Here is a 26819-nt window from a genome sequence, read left to right on the forward strand (position 1 = left end):
ATACCGCTACCTGGGGGTTTCGCCCCGCTCGTGCAGTGTCGGAATCGGACAGGAACGGAGGGACCAGTGCGGGCAGGACTACGGCCCGGTGACTCACCGTGTTGCAACGCGTACTCTTCGTGATCGGTATCGTCCTCTTCGTCGGTGGTGTGGCAGTGGTCGCCGGCGTCGGCCCACTCGGCTCGATGGTATCGGTGCCGGACTCGGAGGCACCGACGCCAGCGCCGCCCGGTGAGCGGACCGACGCAGCGACCCCGGCCGCCGACGAAAACGACGACACCGCCACCACCCGGGAACCGATCGCGGCCGTCACGGACACGCCGGAAACCCAGCCGATACCGCAGCCGCCGACGACGGAGCAAAACACCAGTCGACGGACCACGCAGTCGGGCACCACCGCCGGGACGCCCGTCCAGAACCAGACACGCACGGCCCGGCAGACTCGCACGCCGATTCAGACCGACACGCCCCGGGAAACCCAGACGACGACTCGAACCGACACACGGACGCGCACCCCGATCAACGGGACGGAGAACGGAACGACCGACACGTCGACCGAAGAGACCTACGACAACCCGTTCGGCTTCTGAGACGACGCGGGACGGGATCCGCCCGGTGACCACCCACCTGCCCCTTCGTTGTCGCTTCTGACCACCCGGTGACCTCCTCCTCGCCGTGAACGGAGAGGGAGCGAAGCTCCCTCAAGCAGTCGGGCGTAGCCCGACGACGGCGAGGCTTCCCGAACCGCACCGCAAGCGTTGGGATATTTGCTGGTCTACGGGCAGACCTGTTCTTGTGGGGCTACTCTCCCCGTTGATTTATCGAACAGGCGCACCGATGGCTGGGCCAGACAGCCGTTACTCCTATCCTCAGCAGGACTCGGAGTTACCGTCGCACGCATATTCTCCGCCGCATTCAGGTCGCTATTAGCGACCAGTTTGCAGTTCTCACACACGTACAAGCCACGCTCGACACGGTTCGAATCGGCTTTCATCCCGCACGCACAGCAGGTTATTGACGTGGCCAACTCGTACTCATCAACTCGCTCTACCTCGATACCACGTTCTTCGGCCTTGTACTCGATGTGACTCAGCACCGTTTCAAACGCCCAGTCGTGCAGACGCTTGTTTCCGTGTCGTCCCCAGTCTTCATCCGCACGAATGTCCTTCGGGTGCCCGACAGCTATCGTCTCCACGCCACGGTCTGCACAGTGCTCTACAATGTCTTTCGAGAGTGCGTGCAGGTAGTGGGTCTGCCGCCGGGATTTCTTCTGGCGTGCCCACTCAGCATGGGTGCTTGGACCGTTTTCGCCTTCCGTGTCGTATTCTTCCTGGCGGAAGTAGTGCGCGTCTTCTTTCAAGGCGTTTCCTGGATACAACAGTGTCTCGTCACCAACAGAGACAGCCGCCGTGTTGCAGATACCGAGGTCAACACCAGCCGTCTTCTCGCCAGACGAGTCGGCGGCATCGATGGCGACTTTACAGACGAAGTGCAGTTCCCAGTGGTCGCCAGTCCAGACGATGCGGACCTGTTGTACGTCTTCTACGGCACCCAGGTCTGCATCTAGACCGGTGTCGTACTCACAGAGGATGAAGTCACTCCAGCCGTCTTTCAGGTTCTTGCCTTTCGAGAGACGGACTTGCTGGTGCTTGGTGTCGAGTTTGAAGCCGTCTTCTTTGAACGTGATTGTTGAGCGTGGTCGTTGGTCGCCGTGTTTGCGGTAGCCCGGTGGGTTGGCGTCTGGGTTGTCTTGTTCGAACCAGGACTGGAAAGCGCCAGCCAATTCTTCGATGATTGCCTGGCTTGATTGGGCGTTCAAATCTTTCCAGCACGGTTGGTTCTTCATGTAGGACTTAAGCGGTCCTTCATCGGGTATCTCACCGGTTTCGTCCCAGATGCGGCCAGCAGTCCATCGAGCTACATTCCAGATTTTACTGCCGGAACGAGCGAGTGAATCAAGGTCACGCACAACGCCCTCACGGTCGTTGGCGAGTGCCGCTGTAATGGTGCGGGTCGTGACCAGATTCACTATACATAGCCTATGACAGTACAATGACTTAATGATTTCGTGTCGACGTTGAATATACAGCCGAGCGAAGCAGTGACGGCCCTTCACCGGAGCTTACGCGATTCACTCCCGCCCTGTTCGCTCCTCGGTTCCGACCTGAGCGGTCGGAACACTCGTCACTCACGGGAAGGGCGGAATTCTCTCGCTGTATCAAGATAGAAAACTACCCGGGTCGACTGGCCCTGATCGACGAGTGCCGCTGGTCTGCGGTCGTCAGCATCCGTCGTGGAACCGGTGTCCGTCGCAGTCGTCCCGGTGGTCGACGGCTGGATGTCTCTGGTGCGTGTGGTGATGCGTTGAGAAGGCCTCACACGTTAACACAGCGTGGAAGTCAAAGAACGGCCTTGGGATGGAGGACGTCGGTGGGGTCGACGGATTCGGCGAGGACGCCGTCGAGCCAGCTCGACACGTCGTTGATGCGGAGCTTGAGCCGCGGGGAGAGACGATGTAGCGACTCGTGATCAGGGAACAGCTGTTCGTCCATATCGTTGTCGTTGTAGATCCGCGCCCGGTCCGGGAGCGGTCGATCGAACGGCGTCAGTCCCGGGACGGTTCGTCGGAGGAACTTCTCGACCTGATTGAGCTTGTAGGAGTCGTGGGGTCGGTCGGGCGGGCGGTGGCTGAGGATGTCGCCGTCGATTCGTTGCAGCGCGGCCCGGTACACCTCGTCGGTCCGGTAGGCCGGCGGCGTCATCAAATGCCACTCCAGCAACTCGGCGTCGCAGGCGACGAAACTCTCGACGTAGTTGTCCGCGAGGTGCGTCCGGAACGGGAGCGTCGGCTTGAGCTTGATCCCCAGCAGGTCAATGGCGTTGTGGATCGAGTCGGCCCGGTCGCGACAGTTCTCGATGGCCGGTTCGATGGTCTCGCGGGCGTAGGCCGTCCATCCCTCGTCGGAGAGTCCGGCCCGATCCCGGGGAGCGCCGGGGCCACCGGGGAAACACCCGATCAGGTCGGCGAAGTGTGTCGCGGGGTCGGGGTCGTCCTCCAGTCGGCCCCGCGGAAACGTGTGGCCGAACAGGTCGACGCCGTCACGCGGGAGGAAAAACCCGCGACAGAGCGTATCGAAGAACATGCCGTGGAGGATGGCGTCGGCGTCGATCTCGGCGTCGTTGCCGCGGTGGTGGATGTGCAACGACTCGCGCTGGCCCTGGGTGTACCGGACGATCGACGGCGAGGTCCGGAGGTAGCCGTCGTCGGTCTCCAGCACCTCGTGACTGGTGTCGTACTGTTCGGTGAGTCGCTGGGCGACGGCCACTTCGTCACCGTCGGGCTGGCCGAGGGAGTAACAGCGGTCGATGCCGTCGATCTGTGAGAGGATGATCCGGGAGTCATAGCCCGCACTGAGCAGGAGACCGACCTCGCCGGGGAGACCGCTGCGGCGGTCGAGCGCGCGCTCGAGGCGCTCGGCCAGTTCGGCGACGTGGTCGAACTCGCGGGGCCGGTAGACGAACCGCCGGAGTTCGCCCGTCTCGTCGGGGCCGAGATAGCCGTCGAACGGGATCCGGTCGACCTCCTCGATCACCGTGTCGGTCCCGAAGACGTTCCCGAAGTGGACGAACTGCCGGATCGAGGGCCAGTCGGGGGTCGGATCGGACACGGTCTGGGCCACCTGTGCCGCGTCGGTCCCGAACACGCGGACGCCGGGCGCGTCGGTGTAGTAACACTCCCAGCTCCGGATGCGGTCCGTGTAGACGCGCGCCTCGCCGTCGTGGTCGACGTAGACGAGGTACGAGCCGTTCAGGTCGGCCAGTGCGGCCTCGCCCCGCTCGCAGTAGGCGTCGAAGAACGGCGCCGCCGCTTTGCGGTCTCCCTGACCGCGGAAGAACGCCTCGCCCCAGACGACGCAGTGTCCGCGGTCGTCGCGGTGGACGGACGTTCGGCCGGCGACGCCCAGTCCCTCGTCGGCCACGCCGACGGTCCCGTTCGGGCCGTCCAGCACCAGATCGAACTGGTCCGGATCTGCGAACGACGCGAAGGTCTCTCGGTCGCCGGCGACGCCGAACAGCGTCGTGTTCATCGATCGTCGTCCGGGTGCTTCCTCCGAATCACTTGACGGTGACGCTCTTTGCAAGGTTACGGGGTTTGTCGATGGGTCGGTCGAGTAGTCGGGCGGTGTAGTACGAGATCAGCTGGAGCTGCACGTTGGCGAGCAGCGCCGCGAGGTCCGGGTGTGTCTCGGGGATCGACAGCCTGCGGTCGGCGAAGTCGTCGATGCCGGACCGCTCGGTCGCGATGCTGACGACCTTGGCACCCCGAGCCTGGGCCTCCTTGGCGTTGGTCCGCGTCTGCTCGGGGTTGTTGCCGGTGAACACGGCGAAGACCGTCGTCTCGGGCGTGACCAGTGCCAGTGGCCCGTGTTTGAGTGCGCCAGACGCGAATCCCTCCGCGTGTTCGTACGTGATCTCCTTGAACTTCAGCGCGCCTTCCAGCGCCACCGGGTGTGCGAGTTCGTGCCCGATGAAGAAGTACGACTTCTCGTCGCGTACTTCCCGACTCAGCGTCTCGGCCTGGCTCCGCTTGAGGAGGCGGTCCACGTCGGAGGGGAACGACTCGAGGGCTTCGAGGAACGCCTGCATATCCTCACGCTGACTGCCGTCGGGGTGTGCGGCTGCCATCCGCTCGGCGAACAGCGCGAGCGTGATGGCCTGCGAGGAGAACGTCTTGGTCGCGGCGACGCCGATCTCCGGCCCGGCGCGGATGAACACCGATCGGTCGGCCTCGCGGGCGGCCGTCGAGCCGACGACGTTGGTGACGGCCACCGTGTCGGCACCGGCGGCCGTCGCACGCCGGAGCGCGTTCAGGGTGTCCGCCGTCTCGCCGCTCTGGGTGACGGCGACGACGAGGTTATCCTCGTCCAGTGGGATGCCGTCGGTGTATTCGTTGGCCCGGTGGGCCGTCGCCTCGATACCTCGCCGGTTCAGCTGGATCGCACCGTACATCGCCGCGTGATAGGACGTCCCGCACGCGACGACGTGGACCGACGACACGGACGCCAGGTCCACGTCGTCGAACTCCTCCAGATCGATGGTGCCCGACGACGCGTCGACCCGACCGCTGATCGTGTTGCTGAGCGCGTCCGGCTGGGAGTCGATCTCCTTCAGCATGAAGTGGTCGTACTGGCCCTTGCCGGTTTCCTCGGGGTCCCAGTCGACGTGCTCCATCTCGCGCGTGACCGGTTCGCCGTCGGTATCGGTGATTTTCGCCGTGTCGGAACTGACCTCGACGACGTCGCCGTCTTCGAGGTAGCGAACACGGCTGGTGAACTCGAGGAACGCGGGCACGTCGCTCGCGAGGTAGTACTCGTCGTCGTCGACGCCGAGCACCAGCGGCGAGTCGTTCCGGGTCGCGTACACGGTGTTCTCGCCTCTGACCAGCGCCGCGATGGCGTAGCTACCCTCGAGCAGGTCGATCGTCTCGACGAACGCCTCCCGGGGAGCCATCCCGTCGTCGAGTTTCGACTCCACGAGGTGGGGGATCACCTCCGTGTCGGTCTCGCTAGTGAACTCGTGTCCACGTGCGCGGAGCTCCCGTTTCAGTTCCTCGTAGTTCTCGATGATGCCGTTGTGGACGACCGCGACCGCACCGTTCTCGGCGGTGTGGGGGTGGGCGTTCCTGTCGGTCGGCGGGCCGTGGGTACTCCAGCGCGTGTGCCCGATACCGACAGTCCCCTCCGGCACGCCGTCGACGATCTGGGATTCGAGTTCGCTGATCTGTCCGGACTGCTTGCAGACCGTGAGTTCGCTCCCGCTCTCGACGGCGATCCCGGCCGAATCGTAGCCGCGGTACTCCAGATTCTGGAGCCCGGTCACGACCCGCCCGACGGCGTCGTCGGAACCGATGCAGGCGATGATCCCGCACATTTAGCTCCCACCTCCGGCGCGCCGTTCGGGGTGCTGGCACCTCTCGTCTCGGTCTATGCCGGTTCGGCGCCATGCGGAAAGTCGATGGTGAATCATGATCGGGTGGATGTAGCCTCTGAACCACACGTCAACCGGAGTACGCATAACTATACGTTGGCTAACCGTCCGGCCTGTACCACGGGTCGCGGCGTCGCTACCTGATACCCGGCAGAATCGGACACAGAGGCCACAGACCGCCCGTTTCCGTGTTCGACCGCTCACGTAGTGTCCGGGCGGGGACTTATCGGATCGATAAATTTGCCGCGATCACGCCTATCGCCGGAGGACGATGATATTCTGCCGTCCGTCCTGATGTTTCTCGATGTGGCCGCGGTCGGACATCCGCGAGAGGAGGCGGCTCACTTTCGCTTTCGACCAGTCCGTTCGCTCGACGATCTCGGACTGTTTCAACTGGCCGCCGTTCTCCGCCAGGAGGCGGACGATTCGTTCGGTGTCCGTCGGCGACTCGCCGGCCGACTCGACGACGATCGGTCCGGGCTGGTCGGACTCGGTACCACGACGCCGCTGGACGACCAGCAGTCCGAGCAGCGCCAGGACACCCCCACTCCCCAGCAACACGACCAGCCCGAACGACCCCATCGGGACGTCCGGGAGTCCGGGCGCCGGGACTGCCTCGCTAGCTGACTCCTGGCCGCCGATGGCACCACGACGGTCGGCTCCACCGCTCCCGTTCTCGGCCGCTTCCGATCCGTTCGGGAGGCCGATAGACGAGAAATAGCTGGCGAACTGGCTCCCGTTGAGCGCGCTCCAGTTGGTGATCTGGACGATCCGGCGGGAGTCCGCGCTCGCCACCACCTGGCCACTCTCGTCGTGGACACGGGCTTCGATCCGATACACCATCGGTCCGCCGGTGCTGTAACCGACGTCTTCGAACGTGATCGGAGTGGTCGTGGTCCCGGGTTCGATCCGACGACAGTGGGATTGTGACGAATCGTTCGCGAGACCGGACCGATACAGACAGACGCGTTCGCCCCCGCGGTCGCGCGCGCCCCGGACGAGTACGTCGAGTTGTTCACGACGCCAGACGAACAGAATCTCGCCCTCGTGTGCGACCGCGTCGCCGCGGTAGGTGAACGAGAGCGAGTCGTTGGCAGCGTCCTGTACCGACCGTGTCGGTGTGTCCGCCGCGGTGGCTGCGACAGGTGCGGCGAACCCCGCCACGACGACGGCGAACAGACAGGCGGCTAGCAGGCGTCGGCGGCACACTTTCCTCGCGACCGTTCGGTGAATGTCTATCATCCAAGTGGCTCTCGACGTCCGTCGCTCACGGGCCGGCGCTGGTCTTCGACTCTCCCTTGAGGACTATCGGACTTAGTTTACATCATCCTAATCGAGGTCAGCTCGGGAGCACGCCTGTGGCGTTCGCCTCGACTACCGGTAAAACAGCGTCTCGTGGCGGACCGCTACTGGTCACTAGTCGTCGTCAGTCTCGGTGAACACTTACGCGTCGGTCGTCCGTCCCTGCCGCCACAGCATCGCACCGCCGGTGGCAGCGAAGATCCCGATCACGACCAGCGTCAGGCCGACGGCACCGAGGGCTGCCCCCGGGATCAGGTTCGCCCAGCTACCCGCCGTCAGCGCGAGGCTGAGTAGTGTCGCGCCCGCGAAGTACCCCATCTCTCCTCTGTCGGCTCCCGCGGGGACGAACGGGAGCGTCTCGTCGACGGTCTCCTGGTCGTCGGCCGAGTCCGCGTCGTTTTCGACGCCGTCGATGTGGGGGACGACCACGTCGATCATGTCGGTCACTTCCACGATTCCGCGGCTCTGCTGGTACTCGATCAGCCCCGCGTCGTCGAGCTTCGAGAGGTGTGACTGGTAGAGCGCGATGTACACGCGCTGGCGCTGGTCGGATGTTAGCCGCTGGACCGTCGTGTCGTGTTCCCACGCCGCCACCTGTTCCGCGATAGATCGCATCTCGAAGGGGCCCTCGCGGTTGACCACGTATCGCAGGACCTGTCGCCGCCGCTCGTTCTGGAGGATGTGGAAGAGCTCGTCTTTCGAGATTTCGTCCGTATCCGTGGCCTCGTCGTCCGCCGTCGTGTTCGTCTGGTCGTCACTCGTCATCGTCGTCGTCGTGATCTCGTTCTGGTTTGCAGACGCCATGTTCCTCGACTGGGTCAACTCACTGGGGGTGTAAAATGATGAGAGACGCTTTCGGACAGTTGCAAACAGTTCAGAATAATTCCGATTTCGACTCGGTAAAACATCATATCCTAACGGGGCTATTAAGCTGATAGTAGCGCTCGGGCTGAAATGGACTGTGCATGTACAAATCTCGGGTCTAATCGGTTTTTGAGGGGGATTAAAGACCGATATGCAACTGCGTTGTTGTCGGGATATCGTACAAATAAAACCGATCTGATGGTTATTATATGGTTGTATTGTCGCTGAATAAACTGGTCTGGTTTCGGGGAATCGGGCGGTCAGTTGGCGTGTCCAACCGCGGGCGCGCCCCCGACCAGAGAGAAACTCCTGTGGAGTTTACAGTCGTTCGTAGTACAGACCGGCGTCGGTCGCGTCGGTTTCCTCGAAGGTTCCCATCACGTCGATCAGGATCGGGTCCGGATCGAGGGCGTCGGCGACGGTGTCGAGTTCCAGATCGGTGAACTCGTCGTGTGGCGTCGCGAGGACGACGCCGTCGAAGTCCGCGAAGGACAGCGAGTCCTGGGTCGGAATGCCGAAGTGCTCCTCCATCCGCTCGTCGTCGGCGTGGGGGTCGTACCCGACCACGTCCACGTCGTACTGTTCGAGTTCGGTGATGACGGCTTCGACCTCGGAGGTGCGGATGTCGCCCACGTTCGGCTTGTAGGAGAGGCCGAGCACCAGCAGTCGGGACTCCTTGGGGACTTTCCCGCGCTGGTTGAGCGCCCGTAGCGTCAGGTCGGCCGCGTGCCGGGGCATGTACTCGTTGACGTCCCGGCCTTCGAGGATGAGGCTGGGTGTGTACCCCGCGCGTTCCGACCCGTGTGCCAGATAGAGCGGGTCGACGGGGATGCAGTGACCGCCGACGAGTCCGGGTTCGTAGTCGTGGAAGTTCCACTTCGTCCCGGCGGCGTCGAGCACCTCGTGGGTGTCGATGCCGAGGTGATCACAGATGATCGCCAGTTCGTTCATCAGCGCGATGTTGAGGTCGCGCTGGACGTTCTCGACGACCTTCGCCGCCTCGGCCGACTCGATGGTCGGGGCGCGGTAGACGCCCGCGTCGACGACCGACTCGTAGAGCGCGGCCACGTCGGCCAGCGTCTCGTCGGTGTCGCCACTGACGATCTTCGTCACCTCCCGGAGCCCCCGCCCGCTGTCGCCGGGCGAGAGTCGCTCGGGGGAGTACCCGACGTTGAACTCCTCGCCGGCCGTCAGGTTCGACTCCGCTTCGAGCACCGGGACCAGCACTTTGTCGGTCAGCCCCGGGTACACCGTCGATTCGAGGATCACTGTCGTCCCTTCGGCCATGTTGCGGCCGACGGTCCGGCCGGCACTCTCGACGAAGTCGAGGTTGGGGTTCTGGGTCTCGTCGACCGGCGTCGGCACCGTGATGATGACGTAGTCGGCCCGTTCGATCTCGACGGGATCCGTGGTGAAGGACGCGTCGCTCGTTGCCACGCGGTCGTCGCCCACCTCGTGGGTGGGGTCGGTACCGGACTGCAGTTGTTCGACCTTCGAGTCGTCGACGTCGTACCCGAAGACCTCGAAGCCTTCGTCGTCGAAGGCGAGGCCGAGCGGGAGACCGACGTACCCGAGGCCGACGATACAAACCGTGTCGTCGTTGGGTTCAGGCATTGATTCCGATTCCGCGATAGATGACGCCGTCGTCGTTTCGCAGCTCCGGCAGGAGCTGGTGTCCGTCCAGTACGACGAGCGGGTGCTCGTCTGTCGCGAGCGCTCCCAACGTGTCGCCGGCCGGCGGCTCGATCGAGGGCGACGCGAAGGCGATGCCGTCGTACTCCTGATCCACCGCCGTCTCGACCGTCACGACCGACACGCCGTCCCGCTCGTCGACGTCGGCTGCCCGCGTGAACCGCCCGGTCACGTCGACGGTCACGCCGTCCTCGGCCAGCGATCGGCCGATCGCGGGCGCCGGCGTCCCTCGCTCGTCGTCGAACCCGGACTGCCGGTCGAGACCGACCACGAGCACCCGGGCGTCGGCGGGGTCGAGGTCGATCCCTCTGAAGGCGTCCAGCACGGCGATGGTGGCGTAGGTCGGCATCAGACCGTTGCTCACGCGAGCGGCGTCCAGGAGACGCGTGTCCGACTCGAGTTCGTCCCGAAGCAGCGTCAGCGAGCCGGGCGGGTGACAGGTCGCCGCGCCGAGATTCGGGGGCGGCAGCTGACAGTCCGCGCGCTCGCTGGCGGCCGCGACCACTTCGGTCGCGTCCACGTCCAGGTCGGCCGCGTGCCGGGCGAACTCGTTGGTCAGCGCCGTCGTGACGGTCCGGTACGCGGCGGTGACCTGACCGGCGAGCTCCGCCGTCGCGAGATCCGACACCCGGGTCGTGTCCGCGCCCGTCAGTGACTCGAACACGGCCGCGACGACGCGTTCGCTGTCGGCGTCGCGACCCGCGACGAGCCGGGTGTGGTCCTCCTCTAACCCCGACAGCCCGCTCGCGGGCGGGCGCTCGGGTGCGAACCCGAACCCGAACTCCGAGCGGTCGAGGTCGCTCGCCGCCACGAGGTGGGGTTCGAGTTCGTCGCGGCAGGTGCCCACCGGAAGAGTGCTCTCGACGACGACCGTGTCGCCGGCCGATAGCCCGTCGGCGACGGCCGAGAGGTGGTCCCGGAGCGGTTCGAGGTCGGCACCGTCGGTGATCGGCGTCGACGCGCTGACGACGTGGACCCTCGCATCGTCGGCCGCCTCCCGGAGTGACGACGTGACCCGGAGCTGGTCCGCGGCGGTCGTGTCCGCGAGCAGCGCCTCTAGCGCCGGGCTGTCGGCGTACGGGAACTCGCCGGCGTCGACGGCGTCGACCAGTGTCGGGTCCGTGTCGGCCGCGACGACGGTCCCGGCGGTGGCCGCGGCGGTCGCCGCGAGCGGAATCGCCGTCCGGTCCAGTCCGTACACCGTGACGGGGACGTGCCCGTCCTGAAGCCGCGAACGCAGCGTCGCCGCGTCGTCGTCGGTGCCGTAGACCGCCTCGGCCGACCCGCGAGCGTCCAGTTCGCTCATGCGATCCGGTTCCCTCCGGTGAGCGGGTCCGGCAGGGGTTCCGTCTCCGCGGGCGTTCCGACGGCGAGTCGACCCGGCGGCACGTCGTCGGTGACGACCGCACCCGCCGCGACGAAGGCTCGCTCGCCGACGGTCACGCCGGGCAGGACGGTCGCGTTCGCGCCGATCGAGGCCCCGGACTCGACGGTCGGTCCGTCGAGTTCCACGTCCTGTCGGACCGGATAGTGGTCGTTCGTCAGGACGGCTCCCGGACCGACGAACACGTTGTCCCCGAGCGTGGTCTCGCGGGGGACGTAGACGCCGGTCTGGAGGCTGACGTGCGATCCCACCTCACAGGCGCCGTCGATGACGGTGTCGGTCCCGACGACCACGTCGTCACCGAGCGTCGTCTCCTCTCGGACCAGAGCGTTGTGCCCGGTCGTGAAGTCGTCGCCGGCGACCACGTCGGCGTAGACGATGGTTCCGGCCCGGACCGTCGCTCGGTCGCCGAGACGCGTCGGTGCGGCGTCGGCGTCGTGTTCGTAGCCGACCGTCGCGTCGTCGTCGATCTCACAGTCCGCGCCGAGTCGCACGTCGGGCATCCTATTGAGCCTCGTCGTCGGCGTTCGCCTCGTCGCTGCGACCGGCCGAGACCCGGCCTGCGAGTGCGATCAGCGTCACGATTCCCGCGGCAGCAGCCAGTACAGTAGTCCGTTTCATGATCGTCGGTTCTGCGGAACCGTCGGTCCCGCAGCCTACCCAACGGTCGTCGTGGCAGTCTGTTTATTATAAACGCGGTAAATTGTCAGTTACCGTCAGGATAATGCGCGGACAGTCGCCGACGGGATCACTGGACGGCGGGCCGGGCTGGTTCCTCCTCGCTGCGTTCGGCGAGGCGCTCGATGGTGTCGGTCAGTTCGAGGGCTTCGATGCCGTCTTCGCCCGTGACTGGCGGATCCTCGCCCGTCCGGGAGGCCGTCACGAACGCGTCGAGTTCCGCTTTCAGCGGCTCCCGGTTCTCGATGCTGAGTTCTTCGACGACCCGCTCGTGACGGTGGGTCACCGATCCGTCTTCCCGGACGTACTCCGGGGCGGAGCGGCGGGTGATCTCGATGCACTGGTCGATGTAGTCGAGGGTCACCCGGCAGTCCGTCGCCGAGACGGTGAGCTCCCGGACCTTCTCCTGGGTGATGCGGCTGGCGGTGAGCTGGCCGACGACGCCCGACTCGAACCGGACGTTCGCGCTCGCGTAGCGCGCGTCGCGGTTGCCGACCGCGTCGACGTGTGCCACGTTTTCGTCGAACATCGCCAGCAACACGTCGATGTCGTGGATCATCAGGTCGAGGACGGCGCTCTCGTCGATCTGGCGGTCGACGGGCGGGCCGAGCCGGTGGGCGTCGACGGCGATCACGTCCAGATTCGACACCAGATCGAGCAGCGCCTGCACCGCCGGGTTGAACCGCTCGATGTGACCGACCTGCAACACCACGTCGCGCTCGTCGGCGTAGTCGACCAGGCGGCGGCCGTTCTCGATCTCCTCGACGAACGGTTTCTCGACGAGGACGTCCACGTCCGCCTCGATACACTGTCTGGCGACCTCGTAGTGGTAGGCCGTCGGAACGGCGACGGAAACGGCGTCACACACCGACAGGAGGTCCGGCAACTCGCGGTAGGTCGTGTCGTACTCGGCCGCCAGCTCCCGGGCCCGGGACGCGTCGGCGTCGGAGACGCCCATCAGTTTCGTGTCGGGCAGTTCGCGGTAGGCCCGCGCGTGATTCTGCCCCATGCTGCCGACGCCGACGACGCCGACACGTCGTGGTTTCTGTTCTCCCGTCATACTGTGGTGTGGAGTGCAGTGAGTTCCGTGGCTATCTCGTCGATATCGTCCTCGTCGACGTTCGGGTGTACGGGCAGCGAGAGCACCTCGTTCGAGGCCTGCTCGGCTCGCGGCGCGTTCGCGGCGAACCCGTCGTAGGCGTCGAGTTGGTGGATCGGCGTCGGGTAGTAGATCCCCGTTCCGATCCCCCGGGATTCGAGCGCGGACGCGAGCCCCTCCCGGTCGTCACAGCGGACGGTGTACTGGTGGTAGACGTGTCGCCGGCCGTCGGGTTCGGTCGGCGTCTCCACGTCGCTCCCGGCCAGTCGCTCGGTGAGGAGCCGGGCGTTCTCGCGCCGCTGGCGGTTGAACTCCGGCAACCGTTGGAGCTGAACGCGGCCGATGGCGGCTTCGAGGTTCGTCATCCGGAAGTTGTGCCCGAGTTCCACGTGTTCGTACGTGTCCGTCCCGCGGCCGTGGTCGATGAACCGCTCGGCGGCGTCCGCGATGTCCTCGCGGTCGGTGGTGATCATCCCACCCTCGCCCGTGGTCATGTTCTTCGTCGGGTAAAACGAGAACGACGAGACGTCGGCGAGCGAGCCGACGCGCTGTCCGTCGATCTCGGCCCCGTGTGCCTGGGCGGCGTCCGCGACCAGAGCCACGTCGTAGGTGTCCGCGATGTCTCGCAGGTGGTCCATATCCGCCGGACACCCGTACAGGTGGACCGCGAGGATGGCTGCGACCTCCTCGTCCGTCGCCCGGATGCGCTCCTCGACGCTGTGTGGGTCGAGGTTGTAGGTCTCGGGGTCGATGTCCGCGAACAGCGGGATGCCTCCTGCGAACCGGACGGCGTTGCCCGTCGCGACGAACGAGAACGGCGTCGTCACGACGGCGCGTCCAGGTTCGACGCCGGCGGCTTCGAGCGCCGTCTGGAGGGCCGTCGTCCCGTTGGTCGTCGCCACGGCGTGGTCCGTCCCGCAGTAGTCCGCGAACTCCGACTCGAACGCGCGGACGACGTCGCCGTCCGCCAGCTGGCCGGAGTCGAGTACGGAGAGCACGCGCTCGCGCTCTTCCGGCCCGAGTTCGGGGTCCGCGATGGAGACGTCTACCATCGTCCCCTCCGTCTGTGTCTCGGTGACCGGTGACCGTCCGATACGGCCACCCGACCACCGTACGATGCGCTCGTACCGTCGATCGATTCCCATTCTGTCATCGGTGATACTCCTGACAGCGTAGCGCCCACCGTCGTCTGTCACCCGACCCGACGAGAGCGGCGGCCTTTATTATAGAGCCGGTAAGCCGCGGCCGCCCGTTCACCCGCCCGGATCACCGCCGAATCCACGCCGAATCGCCGTCCAGCACCGCTGATTCCCGACCCACTGCCATCGACCCCGGGATCGACGACACCGGACCTTCCCGGCTAGAACTATCGAATACCGTATACTAGTGGGTCCGGAATCGCGGCTTAGCGCCCGTCAAATTCCGGACAGTGGTTTACAGCAGTATGATTGTAAATCAGACCGTCAGATTCGATTGGGGCCTGCGTAACTCGGTATCCGGGAGTGGGTGTTCCGGGACGGCGGTCCCCGGAGCAGTCGCTCGGGGTCCAGTAGTAGAGGGGTCCGGGGTCGCGACCCCGCAACGCACGGTCTCGGTGTGTGGGGTGCACCTGGAAACGACCCCGAACGGACGGACCAACGGGTGATCGGCGTATCGTTATTCGGTCGATAAGTGGTCGCGTGAGGGACCTGCCCGGACGGACGTCACGCGCGCTGGAGTTCGACGTGGACGACGGTCCCCGTGGGATCGTTGTCGGCGACCCAGATCTCCCCGCCGTAGCTGTCGACCAGCGACGCGACGAGGTAGAGCCCGATCCCGATCCCGCTGCCCTCCAGATCGGTCTGTTCGGGCGAAAAGAGGCGTTCACGCTGGCGCGGCGGGATCCCGGGACCGTTGTCGGCGATGGCGACGGTGACGGTCTCCTCGCTGACCGTCGTGCGGACGGTCACCAGCGGCTGTTCGGTGTCGTTGTACGTCATGGCGTTGCTGAGGAGGTTCCCGAACACCGACGAGAGCAGTCGGTTGGCCTGCACCTCGACCGACGGGATCTCGCTGTCGACGCGTATCTCGGCGCTCTCGTAGAGCTGGCGAGCCTGATCGATCTCCGACTCGAGGATCGAATCGAGCGGCACCGGGTCCAGCGACGTCTCCTCCTGATCGGTGACGGCCTCGACCGTGTTCCCGATGGTGCGGGTCAACTGGAGGACGTGGTTACTCGCCGTGAGCACTTCCGTCAGGAGTTCGTCGTGGCGGTCGTCGACGAGCTCGCGCAGTTCGTGGAGGCGACCGATCACGAGGCTCACGTCGTTGCGGATGTCGTGGCGGGTCAACTGGTTCATGATCTCCAGTTGCCTGGTCCGCTGGCGCAGTTTGCGCTCGGTCTGCTTGCGCTGGATCGCGTACCGGATGACGTGGGCGAGCCGGTCGGCCGTGATGTCGTCCTTGACGAGGTAGTCCTGCGCGCCGGCCCTGACTGCCTCGATGGCGAGTGCGGCGTCGCGTTTCCCCGTCAGCACGACGACCGGAATCTCACTCGTCGCCTCGAGGATCGACTCGACCGTCGTCATCCCCTTGCTGTCCGGCAGGTGGAGATCCTGCAGTACCACGTCCACCGTCACGTCGTCGCCCTCCAGAACCGCGACGCCGTCGCCGACGGTCGTCTCGTGGTGGATGGTGACGGTGCCGTCCTCGGTGAGAATATCCTCGCTCCGCGCGCCGACCTCGCCGAGCAGTTCCTCCACGAACCGTGCGTCGCCGGGGTTGTCCTCGACGAGCAACACCGTGAGGTCGGTCATTCGTACGTGTTACGTGGGGGTAACGACGCGTTCGAGAGCCAGAACGACTGGACGCTGCCGATCATATCGATGAACTTCGACATCGACTCGGGCTTGGTCACGAACGCGTTCGCGTAGTTGTCGTACAGGTCGGCGATGGTCGCGTCGTCGTCGGTCGTCGTCAGCACGATCACCGGAATCTGCCGGAGCGTGTCGTCGGATTTGATCTCCGCGAGAATCTCCCGCCCGTTTCGCCCCGGGAGGTCCAGGTCGAGTATGATGAGCTGTGGCGTCGTCGCGTCGGAGTAGCCGTTCTCCTTCCGGAGAAAGGAAAGCGCGCTCTCGCCGTCGGTGACGACGTTCAGTGAGACGTCGGCGTTTACCTCCTCGAAGGCTTCCTTGGCGAGTCGGCTGTCACCCGGATTGTCCTCGACCATCAGAACGTCGGCTCGTTTCGATGTCGTAGTCGTCATGAGTCGATGAGAGTGTGGACCGTTTCGGAGTTGATCGCCTGTTCGGCCGGTTCATCGAGCTGTTCTTGCAGTTCCTCGAGTCGCTCGACGAGCCGGCGGTACTCCGTGCTCGTCGAGAGTTCCCCCCGGGTCATCTCGGACTCCAGGAGCGCCCGCCGGGCCCGCAGTGAGAGATACTCCAGGACCGGTTCGTCTTCGCTCGGCCGGTTCAACATGTCCTCGATGACCGACTCGAGCTCGGGCTTGAACCCCGGTTTGACGACGTAGGCGTCGAACGGCATCTCCGCCACGTCGAAGTCCGGTTCGACTGCGGTCAGCATGACCACGCGGCAGTCGACGTTCAACTCGCGAATCTTCTCTAAGACTTCGCTCCCGGAGAGTCCCGGCATGCGCCGGTCGAGCAGGACGACGTCGACCTCGGCCGAGAGGCTCCGTAACGCCTGTCGGCCGTTGTACGCCCGCTCGATGTCGTAACTGTCCTCGAGCCAGTTGGCGTGCATCCGAACCAGCCGCGGGTCGTCGTCTACGATCAACACCGTCGGCCGGCCGGACTCACCGAGGTTGCGCTGTCCCCACTCGGCCAGTTCCGCCATGACCGACTGCAGGTCACGCCCGTCGCGGGTCAAGGTGTACTCGACCCGCTTCGGTGACTCGCTGACGACGGTCCGTTCGACCAGATCCTTCTCGACGAGGTCCTCCAGGCTGTCGGTCAGTACCTTCCCGGAGATACCGTCGAGACGGTCCTGTAGCTCGGAGAACCGAAGCGGCCCGTCGTCCAGCAGTTGCTTGATGATCGTCGGGTGCCACTTCTTGGAAATGAGTTGCACCGTCTCCCGAACCTGTTCGGCCGGATCGTCTCGCCCACTGTCCATCTTGTCGTCCTGTTCTCCGAAAGGACACCCACCCCCATTATTATCGCCCTGCTAAGCACCGGGGCGCCGCGAACCGTGGTCGACCGGGCGGCGATTTGATCAGGCAGTCACCGGACGTTTCGTGGACCGGTCCGCCACGCGCGCGTACAGATCGAGGAACTGAGCCACGACCGACTCGGGATCGAACCGCCGCAGCGTCGACGGAATCGCGTCGACGTGTGTCTCGTAGTTCGTGAGCACCTGGTCGACACCCTCCGCGAGCGCACCCGGATCCCCGGGCTCGACGATCTCGCCCGCGTCGCCGACGATGTAGTCGGTGCTGCCCACGTCGGAGGCGACGATCGGCGTGTGTGTCGCGAGCGCCTCCAGCAGGACGCGCCCGAAGGGTTCGTCGAGTAGTCCGGGGAAGACGAACGCGTCCGCCGCCGCGTAGTGGTCGGGGAGCCGGTCGTGGTCGACGTACCCCAGCCACTCCACCACGTCGGCGACGCCGAGGTCCGTCGCCAGTTCACGGAGTTCCTCGGCGTAGGATCCCGTGCCAGCCACCTTGAGCGTCACGTCGTACCCGCGATCTATGATCAGCGGTAGCGCGCGAATCAGGATCTGTGGCCCCTTGTTGTCCTTCAGTCGGCCGGCGAACAGCAGCGTCACGTCCTCGGCGTCGGGGCGGGAGTTGCCCGGGGGCCGGTAGAAGGCGTCGTCGTAGAAGTGCGGGACGACCGTGATCTTGTCGGGATCGATCCCGAAGTCGGCGTAGTCGCGCTCGATGTGTGGCGAGATGGCCTGGAACGCGTCGATATCGTCGGTCGCGGCCATCGCGTCGTCGACGTAGCCGATCTTGCCCAGCGAAGAGTAGGCCGCCCGGAGGCTGTTGGTGAGGCCCTGCCGGCGGTCGAGGTTCGCGTTGGCGATGCAGTTGACGCACTTCCCGGTCGAAGGGCCGTCGCACTTGCTCCCGTCGTGATAGAGCAGGTCACCTTTCGGACAGACCGGCAGATACGAGTTCAGCGTCGAGATGGTCGGCACGGAGAGATCCGCGAGGACGGGGATGAACCCCGGTGAGTAGGTGTGGACGAGGTCGTGTGTCTCCAGGGCGTCGACCTCCTCGCGGAGGGCGTCGAGTTTCGTCGAGAGCGGGTGGGGTAGCGACGGCAGGTCGTCGTGGAGTACGTACTCGACCCGGTCGCTGGCGGGCAGGCTCTCGGGGGCGGTCGCCTGACTCGCGACGTAGACCGTCATATCGTGGTGTCTGGACAGTCGCCGGATCAGCAGCTCGGAGGTCCGCGTCGCACCGGCCGACCCGGTCCCGGGACACTCCGCGGGAACGAATCCTACGTCGAGCGATGTCGTCGTCGAGACCGAGCCCGTGTCGTCGGTCCCCGCCGTGCTGTTTCGTCGGTCCATGCACGGGCTGTCGTGAGCCGAAGCCGTTATTATCTGTAAAGTAAACCGGATTCGGCGGAGTGGCCCGGAGCCGACCGAGACGCGTCAGGCGGGCCGGTCGTCGCGCACTCGCCCGAGAGCTGTCCCGTTACCTGTGACATAATAATGGATCGACCGCCACAAGCGGCGACCAACGATGACACGTTCGTCGACGATAGCGCAGCCGGTTACCAGAGGTGAGACGCAGTGAGCGACGGGACACTCGACACATTACTCGTCGGTATCGACGCGGGCTGTCTCCCGGTGTTCGACCGCCTCGCGGCCGACGACCGGATTCCGAACATCGAAGCGATCTGCGAGGGCGGTGTCGCCGCCCCGCTCGAATCACAGATCCCGCCGTGGACGCCCAGCGCCTGGCCCTCGATGTACACCGGCGTCAACCCGGGCAAACACGGCGTCTACGGGTTCATAGACTTCGACGGGTACGACTGGGAGGTCGTCTCTGCCGACCACGTCCAGGAACACAGCCTCTGGTCGCTCCTCGACCGCCACGGCATCTCGAGTGTCGTCGTGAACGTCCCAGTCACGTCCCCGCCCGCGGAGATCGACGGCGCGATCGTGCCGGGGTTCATCGGCCCCGAAGACCCGCCCTGCCAGCCGAGCGGCATCCTCGACGACGTTCGCGACGCCATCGGCGAGTACCGGGTCTACCCCGACTACACGCGGGGCTGTACTGACAAGAGCGACGCCGAGAAGATGGCCGAATACCGCCGTCTCGTGCGGATGCGCGGCGAAGCCTTCCGCTATCTCGTCGACCGATTCGATCCGGGATTCGGGTTCGTCGAGTTCCAGAAGACCGACACCGTCTTCCACGAGTTCGACGGCGACGAGGAGAAAGTCGAGTCCGTCTACGAGACCACGGACGAAGAGATCGGCAAGATCCTCGACGCCCACGACCCCGACACGGTCATCCTCGCGAGCGATCACGGGATGGGCCCCTACGAGAAAAGCGAGTTCCGCGTCAACGAGTTCCTCCGTGACAAGGGGTTCGTCGAGACGACCAAGGGCGGCCGTGGCATGCCCTCGTGGAACCCGATCCGGGAGGGACTCCGGGACGGGGAAGACCAGCGGTCCTGGGATCCCGGCGTCGTCGGACGCGCGGCGGCGATGGCGGCGAAACTGGGCATCACCGCCGACCGCGTCGGCCACGGTCTCCGCCAGGTCGGACTCGAACAGGTCGCCAGACAGTACGCACCCGACAGCCTCGTCCGGACGGCGACCGAGCAGGTCGACTTCCAGAACTCCATCGCGTACATGCGCGCACGAACGGAACTGGGCGTCCGGCTGAACGTCGCGGGGCGGGAGCCCAGCGGCGTCGTGCCGCCGGAGGATTACGAACGCGTCCGTGAGCAGGTGATAGACGCGCTCGCTGACGTGACGACGCCAGCCGGCGACCCCGTCTTCGAGACCGTCGCGCCCCGCGAGGAGTTTTTCGACGGCCCCCACACCGAGGGGGCCGTGGACGTGGTCACCGTGCCGAACGAGTTCGAGCACTTCCTGTCGGCCCAGCTGGTCGGCGACCAGTTCGGCGACCCGACCGAGCCATGGAATCACAAGCGAGACGGCGTGTTCGCGGCCACCGGGGCCGGAATCGACGCGACCGCCGCGGTCGGGCACCCGCACCTCTTCGACGTGGCACCGACGGTCCTGGCCACGTTCGGCATCGAGTACAGCGACCGGATGGACGGCCACCCGGTGCCGGTGGTCGACGACCCCGGGACCACGACGTACCCGGCCTACGAGGACGGGATGGTACAGTCGACGGGGGACGAGGGGGTCGAAGACCGCCTCGAAGACCTCGGTTACCTCTGAGCAGTCCGGCGGCTCCCTCCGATTTCAGTTTTCCGCCGTCGCCCGGCACTGGTCGATAAGAGCGACTGGTGGCTCGGTTGGACTGTGGATACCGTGCGTTCGGCGGTCGGAACACCGGCGAACGGTGAAAAGGCGCTACTGTTCGATGTCGAGCGGTTCGACTTCCTCGAGAAGGTCCTCCGGGCAGCAGTCGCGTTCCCACTGCATCCGGGCGATCACCTCCCGGCGGCCCCGGTTGCTGAGGGTGTACTCGTTGGTGCGGCGGTCCTGCTGGCCTTTCTCGACCAGTCGGGCTTCGACCAGTTTGTCCAGGTTCGGGTACAACCGTCCGTGGCGAACGTTGTCGTCGTAGTACTCCTGAAGTTCGTCTTTGATCGCGAGTCCGTGCGGTTCGTCCAGGCTCGCGAGGACGAACAACAGGTCACGCTGGAAACCGGTCAGGTCGTACATCGCCATCTCGTCTCCAGATGGCACGTACCGCCGTATATACCCCCAACGCTGTTCAAATTTTTATCATGGGGATAATGTCTGTTGTGCCGAACGGTCGTCCCGGAACGGACACCGATCGGCGACCGAACCCGACGGGGAGTCCCCGGGAACGGGCGTCGTCGGCCGTCCCGGGCACGTCCCGTACAATCGGCGATCAGGGGGAACAATCGAATTGGAGAGCAGCGCTTACGCGGTGAGTAAGTGGCCGGACCGGGTGGTTGGGCCGCCGGTCCGGGTCAGTCGTTCGCGGGTGACAGCAACTGCCCGGCGTCGGGTTCCTCGACCGACTCGGGTGGAAGGGTGAAATAGACGGTCGTCCCCTCACCCGGTTCGGACTCGGCCCAGATCCGGCCGCCGTGGTTCTCGACGATCTTCTGACAGACTGCGAGCCCGATCCCGGTCGAGTCGCTGTCCTCGCCGCTGTAGAATATCTCGAACACCTGGTCGATCTCCTCGGGCGACATGCCCTGCCCGTCGTCGGCGACGGCGAACCGGTACCGGTCGCCGTCGCGCTCGGCCTCGATCCGGACGGTCGGTTCGGTCTCGCCCCCGTGCGTGATGGCGTTGCTGACGAGGTTCTGGAACAACTGGACGAGGTGGCTCCGGTCGCCCGTGACCGTGGGTAGCGACTCCGTTCGCACCTCGGCGTCGGCTTCGTCGAGGGCGACCGTGAGGTTCGAACAGACGGTCTCGACGACGGCCTCGGTGTCGACGGGTTCGAAGTCGTCGGTGTGGCGGTGCGTCCGGGAGTACTTCAGGAGGCCGTTGATGAGCTCCCGCATGCGTTCGGCGCCGTCGGTCGCGTAGTCGATGAAGTCCTGGGCGTCCTCGTCGAGCTGGTCACCGTAGCGCCGTTCGAGCAGGCCGAGGTAGTTCGAGATCATCCGGAGCGGTTCCTTCAGATCGTGGGACGCCACGTAGGCGAACCGTTCGAGTTCGGCGTTCGAGCGGGTGAGTTCCGCCTCCCGGCGTTGCAGTTCCTGCTCGCGTTCTTTGAGTTCGGTCACGTCCTCGACGGCGACGACGACCTGTGAGATCCCACCCGTCTCGTCGAGAAGCGGAGCGGCGTTCGTCGAGACCCACTTCTCCTCACCGTCGGGCGTCTCGACACGATGTCTGTGGCCGTAGATCGACTCGCCGGTCCGGAGGACGCGCGCCACCGGATGGTCGTCGGGATCGAGTTCCGCGCCCGAATCGTCGTAGAACTGCCAGCTGTCGGCGAAGGTGGGCGTCGACTCGTCCCCGGAGAGACCGAGGAGGTTCGTCGCCCGGCTGTTGGTCCGCCGGACCCGACCGTCGGCGTCGAGTACGACGATCGCGATGGGGCTCGTCTCGAACACGCGGTCGATGAGGTCGCGCTCGCGCCGGAGCTGGCGCACACGCGCCTTCCGTTTGCTGATGTCACGGCCGATCCCGGCGATGTAGGTGCCCGTGTCGTCTTCGATCAGTGACCCCGTGAACGAGTAGGGGAGCACCCGTCCACCGTTCGTCCGAACGTTGAGCTCCGCGCTCGATTCGCCCGTCTGGACGATCTCCTCGATCCTGTCGAGCGTCCGCTCGTGGTGGTCCTCGACGATGATGTCCATGGGGTCCATCGTCTCGATCGCCTCGTCGCTGTACCCCAGCACGTCGTTGAAACTGTCGTTCCAGAGCCGGAAGTTCAGGTCCAGGTCGAACACGAAGAAGATGTCGACGATGTTGTTGAGGAACGTGTCCACGGCAGTGGGCGTGTTCTCGAACGTGTCTGTGATGTCGCCGGGCACGCCCGTACGTTCCGCTTCTCCGGGATCGTGCCACTGCAGCGTGTCGGCGAATCTTCGTGATCTGGTTGAGCCACCGGTCGACCCGTCGCCCTCGTCCGCCGCCGCCCGGTCGATCAGTCGAGTGAGCCGCTTCCGGCGCTGGTCCGCCGGCGCGTCCGCACGGAGCACCGTCACGTCCGCCTCCACGTCGACTGGCGTCTCATCAGTCGTTCTGACCACTACGTCCGTGTCGGAAATCACGGCCGAGAGCCGGTTCAGCAACCGATTGAGGTCCTCCTCGACGAATCTCGCCTCGACGATCAGACAGTTTGCTTCAGTCCGTCTGAGATGGTCGACGGCCGCGTCTGTCGACCGAACCACCGAGACCACGACGTCCTCGTAGCCGGCGTCGTCGTATACCAGCTCCTGGAGCGGTGTCGCGTCCGCGCCGAGATAGACGAGGTGGCTGGTCCGACCCATCAGTCGCCCCCGGACGCGGGTCGGGACACCGACCGGTGGACCGATTTCGACCTCGATCGTCGAACTACCGATCGCATATTGCTACAGACATTTGACTACCGAACATTCTTAGTGGTTTTGTACGGGTGCCGGACAGATCCCGGCAACCGACCGGCCAGGACCCCCGACTAACCGACCAGTAACCGACCGGACTTACCGTTTTGTTGTCTTAATTACATAAGTGCTGGTCACATCCTTCCGATAGAGCAAAGATGAGTTCACGAGACAGCGTTCGACCGACGACCTCGGAGCTGGATAGGCCAGGAATCCCCGTTTCGGCCGTTCGAGCGGGCAACGAAGACCGTGCACACCGGATCGCGACCCGGCTCTGTGAGGGGTTCGTCGCACACGACGAACGCGACGGGGCTGGCTGCCGAGACGCCTTCGTCGCGGTCGATCGAGCGCAGTTCCCGCACCTGACGGACGAGGCGGCCGAGCGGGCGGGGACGGCCTTCGCGGCCGCGCTCTGGGAGAAAGACGCCGTCGAGGAGCCCTACGTCGAGGGCGACACCGTCGTCGATCCGGACGGGCTCGCGGCGGCCGACTGGAGTCGTGTCCGGGAGTGGCTGGAGTACCGCGCCGATATCGTGGGGATGGACCGCGCGTACGCGGTGGAGACGACGACCGCCTGGAAGCGCCACAAGGTCGGCGGCGACTACTGGACGCCGACGATGGCGGCCCAGCGGATCGAACTCGCGGCCGCCATCGGCGACCCCACGTACCCGCAGAAACCCCGCTTCGGTGCCGACGGGTTCGGCCACCTGGCCACGCGATACCTGACGGGACTCGAACTCCACGACATGCGGAGCGAAGACCACTGGGCCGCGGCGGTCGAGGAGATGACGGCGTACTTCACGGAACTGCTCGCGCGACAGGAGGGGTCGGCATGACGTTGACCATCGCACAGCGGGTCGCAGCCGCGCGGGAACTGCTCAGCGGCTGGTCGGAAGCGGAGTTCGAGAGCCTCTCCGTCCAGGGGAAGGTCGATCTCATGGAGGCTGTCGACTACCTCGAATCGTTCGACGAGGTGGAGGCGGGAAACAGATGACGCGGAGCAAGTCGGACGAGTCGACGACCTCGACGACCGCTGACTGGCCGACGTTCGGCCTGTCGTACACGTACAACCCCACGACGGAACTGTCGGTCTCGCTGGACCTGCGGCCGGACGAACTGCTCGTCACGGAGGCCGGCGAGGAAGGTGTCGAAGATCGATGGCTGTCCGCAGAACGAGGCTCGTACGTCCCGATAGAGGACGTACGGTGAGTCGCGTCGGAAACGGATAGCCGGAACAGCACCTGAGTGTGCCTGCGTGCCTGGTGAGGGGTCACGACTCCACGACGGGAGCGTGCGGTGCAGGACCACAGGTGAACGGGTGACGTCTGGTGGGTGTGCTTTGGTACCGATCCGGTGTGGCTCCGGATCCGGCGGGGTGCTGTGATTCCGGCTAGACCACTGTACGACCGCGCTGGTATTTATTATGCGCCCGCCAACCGCTCTGTTGTTCCGTATTTCGACGGTGTAGTCGCCTATAGTGGGTCTTAGGGGGGCAATAAGTAACCCGCCGAACGACCAGCGTCGCGGTATGTCGGGCGAGGACGATACCGGGGCGGCCATTCGTGAGGCGTTCGAGCAGTGCGAGTCCTGCGGGACGTTCGTCGTCGCGTTGCCCCAGCACCGGTGTCGGACGGACGCGGCCGACGCTCGCCCGGATCGGAGCGAGCGCTCGGCCCGCGCGAACGCGGACGACCGCGCCGACGGGACGCCGGTGGGTATCTTCCCCAGCAGTCAGGGCAACCGCTACGCCTACCACGACCTCGACGGGAACGATCGGACCCGGTGTGGCTGTGAGAAGTACACGGACGCGTCCGATCTGGTCGAAACGACGCTCGGGGACGCGAAACGCCGAGGCCGTTCACCCTGCGGGAGCTGTCGGCACCTGCGCCGACTGGCCGACGATGCGACGGAGGAGTGACCGACCGGGCCGTCCTCAGGGGTCGGTCAAGGTCACGTCGTCGAACGTGGCGAGTGAGTCAGCCTCGGCCCGGTCGACCGCTGTGGGGGCGTCGACGAAGCCGGCGCCCATGCTGGCGGGCGTGTAGGCCGTTCTCGCCTCGGTCGCGGTGGCCTCGACGGTGTTGAGCAGGTCGATCGCGCTCGGGTGGGAGCCATGGGTCTGGTAGTAGGCGTCGGCGACCAGTGCGACGACGCCGCTGACGACCGGACAGGACATGCTCGTCCCGCTGATCCGTGCGTACCAGGGGTCGCTGTCGGCGTTGGTCAGTTGCAGCGGGTCAAGCGGCGACATCGTGCTGTCGATCATGTTCCCCGGCGCGCCCACGCCGTTGCGGTACAGTCCCACCGGCCCGTCGGCACTCCCGGACTCGTAGTACGTCCGGAGGTTCGAGAGCGCCGTCTGGCGGTCGTAGTTCGCGCCGCTGTCGGCCGCCCGGCCCCGCGAGGAGAAGTCCGTGACGGCCCGCTCGTCGTCGGTCGCCGCGACCGCGAGCACGTGAGGCGCCTTCGCGAAGTCGTTGAGGGTCCGGGTGTCCGGGCCGCTGTTGCCCGCCGAGAAGACCGGCAGGACGTCGGCCTGGAAGGCCTCCCAGGTCGCCGTCTGGAGCGCGCCGTCGGGGTTGTACTCCCCGCCGCCCGACGCGCCGAAGGAGTTCGTGACCAGGTGGTAGTTCGCGCCGTTTCGCTGGTTCGCGAGCATGTCGTCGTAGGCAGCCGCTGCCTTGAGGATAGACAGCCCGGCACTCGCGGAGTAGACGGTGAGCGACGCCCCGGGGGCCATCCCCCGGTCGGTCCCGTCGCTCTGGGTGCCGTCGCCGGCGAGTGTCCCACTGACGTGGGTACCGTGTCCGATCTCGTCCGAGTCGAGGCTCCCCACACCAGCCCACAGTGTCGGCGACCCGAGCGGGTTGCCGACCCACTGGTAGTTCGTGGCGCCCTCGAGGTCCGGGTGGTCGCCGTCGACGCCGCTATCGATGACGACCGCGTTCACCGAGTCGCCGCGGTAGCCGTCCACGTTCTGGACCGTGTCGACGCCCGTCGCGGCCCGGGCGTCGGCGTTGTGATACTCCAGTTCCCGGTTGGCCTCGACGTATCGAACGCCGTCGCTGGCCGCGAGCGCCTCGATCTGTGGGCCGGTGAGCAGGGCGTACGCCACCGGCAACACGTCGAAGGCGAGATACCCCTCGGCGAGGTCGAAGTCGTCCAGCAGGGGTATCGCCGCGCGGGACTCGAAGACGACGAGGCCCTCCTGGAGCACGTCGCTGGCCAACTCCAGTCGGTCGTCGACCAGCCCCGCGAGTCCGTCCGTGTCGGCCCCGGCCACCCCCGAGAACGGGAGCGTGGCTCCCAGTCCGACTGCGCCGCCGGCTTTCAGCACGCTACGTCGGTCGAATCCTGAATCGTTCGCTGTCATCGTTACTGATCGGTCAGGCGGTCACACTCCCCCGAGGCGCCGCCTGCTCGCCTCGGCTCACGACGTCGTCTCGCTCACAGCCCTCCCCAACACCCGCTCCCCAGCGGGGTCGTCACCTGTCGTCGCGTTCACACACCCCACATATAAACGGTAGTCGTCACGACACAGAGTGTTTAAAGAACTAACATGAATCCGATCGGAACCGCACCGTACGTGGCTCAAACCAGTAACAATGCGGCTGTCAGCGTATTCAGCCGTGAA

General features: G+C 65.6%; 23 protein-coding genes. 6 read left to right on the plus strand and 17 right to left on the minus strand.

Annotation, left to right across the window (positions count from 1 at the left end; genetic code table 11):
• Positions 1–101 precede the first annotated feature (101 nt).
• Entirely contained in the window at positions 102–590 is a 489-nt protein-coding gene (locus tag BV210_RS17825) for a hypothetical protein (RefSeq protein WP_157526145.1), read from the plus strand.
• A gap of 185 nt (positions 591–775) precedes the next feature.
• Here BV210_RS17825 and BV210_RS17830 read toward each other — a convergent pair whose 3' ends face one another.
• The 14 genes from BV210_RS17830 to BV210_RS17895 all read right to left on the minus strand — a co-directional run bounded on the left by BV210_RS17830 (position 776) and on the right by BV210_RS17895 (position 18530).
• On the minus strand, positions 776–2032 hold the full coding sequence (locus tag BV210_RS17830) for an RNA-guided endonuclease TnpB family protein (protein ID WP_157526174.1): 1257 nt from the start codon (positions 2030–2032) through the stop codon (positions 776–778).
• Positions 2033–2399: 367 nt separating this feature from the next.
• Entirely contained in the window at positions 2400–4088 is a 1689-nt protein-coding gene (locus BV210_RS17835) for an asparagine synthase-related protein (RefSeq protein WP_077208136.1), read from the minus strand.
• A gap of 28 nt (positions 4089–4116) precedes the next feature.
• Complete coding sequence (glmS, locus tag BV210_RS17840; RefSeq protein ID WP_077208137.1) at positions 4117–5931, minus strand: glutamine--fructose-6-phosphate transaminase (isomerizing); 1815 nt, start codon at positions 5929–5931, stop codon at positions 4117–4119.
• A gap of 312 nt (positions 5932–6243) precedes the next feature.
• On the minus strand, positions 6244–7230 hold the full coding sequence (locus BV210_RS20680; RefSeq protein ID WP_084802714.1) for a MarR family transcriptional regulator: 987 nt from the start codon (positions 7228–7230) through the stop codon (positions 6244–6246).
• A 201-nt stretch (positions 7231–7431) separates the two neighbouring features.
• Positions 7432–8055 (minus strand): hypothetical protein, encoded by a 624-nt coding sequence (locus BV210_RS20685; RefSeq protein ID WP_077208335.1) that lies wholly within the window; start codon positions 8053–8055, stop codon positions 7432–7434.
• A gap of 417 nt (positions 8056–8472) precedes the next feature.
• Positions 8473–9768, minus strand: a complete 1296-nt coding sequence (locus BV210_RS17855; protein WP_077208138.1) for a nucleotide sugar dehydrogenase — start codon at positions 9766–9768, stop codon at positions 8473–8475.
• The gene (locus BV210_RS17860; protein ID WP_077208139.1) at positions 9761–11152 is read right to left on the minus strand and encodes a nucleotide sugar dehydrogenase; all 1392 of its coding nucleotides are present in this window, start codon (positions 11150–11152) and stop codon (positions 9761–9763) included. Before BV210_RS17860 ends, BV210_RS17855 begins: the two co-directional genes overlap by 8 nt.
• Positions 11149–11733 (minus strand): acyltransferase, encoded by a 585-nt coding sequence (locus BV210_RS17865; RefSeq protein ID WP_077208140.1) that lies wholly within the window; start codon positions 11731–11733, stop codon positions 11149–11151. Before BV210_RS17865 ends, BV210_RS17860 begins: the two co-directional genes overlap by 4 nt.
• Positions 11734–11978: 245 nt before the next feature.
• The gene (locus BV210_RS17870; protein ID WP_077208141.1) at positions 11979–12968 is read right to left on the minus strand and encodes a Gfo/Idh/MocA family protein; all 990 of its coding nucleotides are present in this window, start codon (positions 12966–12968) and stop codon (positions 11979–11981) included.
• Positions 12965–14059, minus strand: a complete 1095-nt coding sequence (locus BV210_RS17875) for a DegT/DnrJ/EryC1/StrS aminotransferase family protein (protein WP_077208336.1) — start codon at positions 14057–14059, stop codon at positions 12965–12967. The genes BV210_RS17870 and BV210_RS17875 overlap by 4 nt, the downstream gene beginning before the upstream one ends.
• A gap of 651 nt (positions 14060–14710) precedes the next feature.
• On the minus strand, positions 14711–15802 hold the full coding sequence (locus BV210_RS17880) for an ATP-binding protein (RefSeq protein ID WP_077208142.1): 1092 nt from the start codon (positions 15800–15802) through the stop codon (positions 14711–14713).
• Complete coding sequence (locus BV210_RS17885; protein WP_077208143.1) at positions 15799–16254, minus strand: response regulator; 456 nt, start codon at positions 16252–16254, stop codon at positions 15799–15801. Before BV210_RS17885 ends, BV210_RS17880 begins: the two co-directional genes overlap by 4 nt.
• Complete coding sequence (locus BV210_RS17890; protein WP_077208144.1) at positions 16251–17126, minus strand: winged helix-turn-helix transcriptional regulator; 876 nt, start codon at positions 17124–17126, stop codon at positions 16251–16253. The genes BV210_RS17885 and BV210_RS17890 overlap by 4 nt, the downstream gene beginning before the upstream one ends.
• 99 nt (positions 17127–17225) lie before the next feature.
• Complete coding sequence (locus tag BV210_RS17895; protein ID WP_084802715.1) at positions 17226–18530, minus strand: glycosyltransferase family 4 protein; 1305 nt, start codon at positions 18528–18530, stop codon at positions 17226–17228.
• Between the two features lie 225 nt (positions 18531–18755).
• Between BV210_RS17895 and BV210_RS17900 the strand changes: the two genes are divergently transcribed.
• Positions 18756–20381 carry an alkaline phosphatase family protein gene (locus BV210_RS17900; protein ID WP_077208145.1) on the plus strand — a complete coding sequence of 542 codons (1626 nt, stop codon included), beginning with the start codon at positions 18756–18758 and terminating at the stop codon, positions 20379–20381.
• A 135-nt stretch (positions 20382–20516) separates the two neighbouring features.
• On the opposite strand, the gene BV210_RS17905 is transcribed toward BV210_RS17900, so the two are convergent.
• Together BV210_RS17905 and BV210_RS17910 are read right to left on the minus strand one after the other, a co-directional pair.
• Positions 20517–20831 carry a helix-turn-helix transcriptional regulator gene (locus BV210_RS17905; RefSeq protein ID WP_077208337.1) on the minus strand — a complete coding sequence of 105 codons (315 nt, stop codon included), beginning with the start codon at positions 20829–20831 and terminating at the stop codon, positions 20517–20519.
• Positions 20832–21106: 275 nt separating this feature from the next.
• A complete protein-coding gene (locus BV210_RS17910) occupies positions 21107–23092 on the minus strand; it encodes a PAS domain S-box protein (protein ID WP_077208146.1) in 1986 nt (661 codons plus the stop codon).
• Between the two features lie 251 nt (positions 23093–23343).
• On the opposite strand from BV210_RS17910, the gene BV210_RS17915 reads away from it, so the two are divergent.
• The 4 genes from BV210_RS17915 to BV210_RS17925 all read left to right on the plus strand — a co-directional run bounded on the left by BV210_RS17915 (position 23344) and on the right by BV210_RS17925 (position 25103).
• Positions 23344–24021, plus strand: a complete 678-nt coding sequence (locus BV210_RS17915) for a hypothetical protein (protein WP_077208147.1) — start codon at positions 23344–23346, stop codon at positions 24019–24021.
• Positions 24018–24179 carry a hypothetical protein gene (locus BV210_RS20050; RefSeq protein ID WP_157526147.1) on the plus strand — a complete coding sequence of 54 codons (162 nt, stop codon included), beginning with the start codon at positions 24018–24020 and terminating at the stop codon, positions 24177–24179. The genes BV210_RS17915 and BV210_RS20050 overlap by 4 nt, the downstream gene beginning before the upstream one ends.
• Positions 24176–24394, plus strand: coding sequence for a hypothetical protein (locus tag BV210_RS17920; protein ID WP_077208148.1), 219 nt, complete (start codon positions 24176–24178; stop codon positions 24392–24394). The genes BV210_RS20050 and BV210_RS17920 overlap by 4 nt, the downstream gene beginning before the upstream one ends.
• Positions 24395–24713: 319 nt before the next feature.
• Positions 24714–25103, plus strand: a complete 390-nt coding sequence (locus BV210_RS17925) for a hypothetical protein (RefSeq protein WP_077208149.1) — start codon at positions 24714–24716, stop codon at positions 25101–25103.
• Positions 25104–25118: 15 nt separating this feature from the next.
• Here the strand turns inward: BV210_RS17925 and BV210_RS17930 are convergent, their stop codons facing one another.
• Positions 25119–26558 carry a S8 family serine peptidase gene (locus BV210_RS17930; RefSeq protein ID WP_077208150.1) on the minus strand — a complete coding sequence of 480 codons (1440 nt, stop codon included), beginning with the start codon at positions 26556–26558 and terminating at the stop codon, positions 25119–25121.
• Positions 26559–26819 lie beyond the last annotated feature (261 nt).

Source organism: Halorientalis sp. IM1011 (genome assembly GCF_001989615.1).
Classification (GTDB): domain Archaea; phylum Halobacteriota; class Halobacteria; order Halobacteriales; family Haloarculaceae; genus Halorientalis.

Coding starts and splice junctions, on each gene's coding strand:
- BV210_RS17835 (WP_077208136.1), bottom strand. CDS start 4,088: ATGAACACGACGCTGTTCGGCGTCGCCGGCGACCGAGAGACCTTCGCG.
- glmS (WP_077208137.1), bottom strand. CDS start 5,931: ATGTGCGGGATCATCGCCTGCATCGGTTCCGACGACGCCGTCGGGCGG.
- BV210_RS20680 (WP_084802714.1), bottom strand. CDS start 7,230: ATGATAGACATTCACCGAACGGTCGCGAGGAAAGTGTGCCGCCGACGC.
- BV210_RS20685 (WP_077208335.1), bottom strand. CDS start 8,055: ATGACGAGTGACGACCAGACGAACACGACGGCGGACGACGAGGCCACG.
- BV210_RS17855 (WP_077208138.1), bottom strand. CDS start 9,768: ATGCCTGAACCCAACGACGACACGGTTTGTATCGTCGGCCTCGGGTAC.
- BV210_RS17860 (WP_077208139.1), bottom strand. CDS start 11,152: ATGAGCGAACTGGACGCTCGCGGGTCGGCCGAGGCGGTCTACGGCACC.
- BV210_RS17865 (WP_077208140.1), bottom strand. CDS start 11,733: ATGCCCGACGTGCGACTCGGCGCGGACTGTGAGATCGACGACGACGCG.
- BV210_RS17870 (WP_077208141.1), bottom strand. CDS start 12,968: ATGACGGGAGAACAGAAACCACGACGTGTCGGCGTCGTCGGCGTCGGC.
- BV210_RS17875 (WP_077208336.1), bottom strand. CDS start 14,059: ATGGTAGACGTCTCCATCGCGGACCCCGAACTCGGGCCGGAAGAGCGC.
- BV210_RS17880 (WP_077208142.1), bottom strand. CDS start 15,802: ATGACCGACCTCACGGTGTTGCTCGTCGAGGACAACCCCGGCGACGCA.
- BV210_RS17885 (WP_077208143.1), bottom strand. CDS start 16,254: ATGACGACTACGACATCGAAACGAGCCGACGTTCTGATGGTCGAGGAC.
- BV210_RS17890 (WP_077208144.1), bottom strand. CDS start 17,126: ATGGACAGTGGGCGAGACGATCCGGCCGAACAGGTTCGGGAGACGGTG.
- BV210_RS17895 (WP_084802715.1), bottom strand. CDS start 18,530: ATGGACCGACGAAACAGCACGGCGGGGACCGACGACACGGGCTCGGTC.
- BV210_RS17905 (WP_077208337.1), bottom strand. CDS start 20,831: ATGTACGACCTGACCGGTTTCCAGCGTGACCTGTTGTTCGTCCTCGCG.
- BV210_RS17910 (WP_077208146.1), bottom strand. CDS start 23,092: ATGGGTCGGACCAGCCACCTCGTCTATCTCGGCGCGGACGCGACACCG.
- BV210_RS17915 (WP_077208147.1), top strand. CDS start 23,344: ATGAGTTCACGAGACAGCGTTCGACCGACGACCTCGGAGCTGGATAGG.
- BV210_RS20050 (WP_157526147.1), top strand. CDS start 24,018: ATGACGTTGACCATCGCACAGCGGGTCGCAGCCGCGCGGGAACTGCTC.
- BV210_RS17920 (WP_077208148.1), top strand. CDS start 24,176: ATGACGCGGAGCAAGTCGGACGAGTCGACGACCTCGACGACCGCTGAC.
- BV210_RS17925 (WP_077208149.1), top strand. CDS start 24,714: ATGTCGGGCGAGGACGATACCGGGGCGGCCATTCGTGAGGCGTTCGAG.
- BV210_RS17930 (WP_077208150.1), bottom strand. CDS start 26,558: ATGACAGCGAACGATTCAGGATTCGACCGACGTAGCGTGCTGAAAGCC.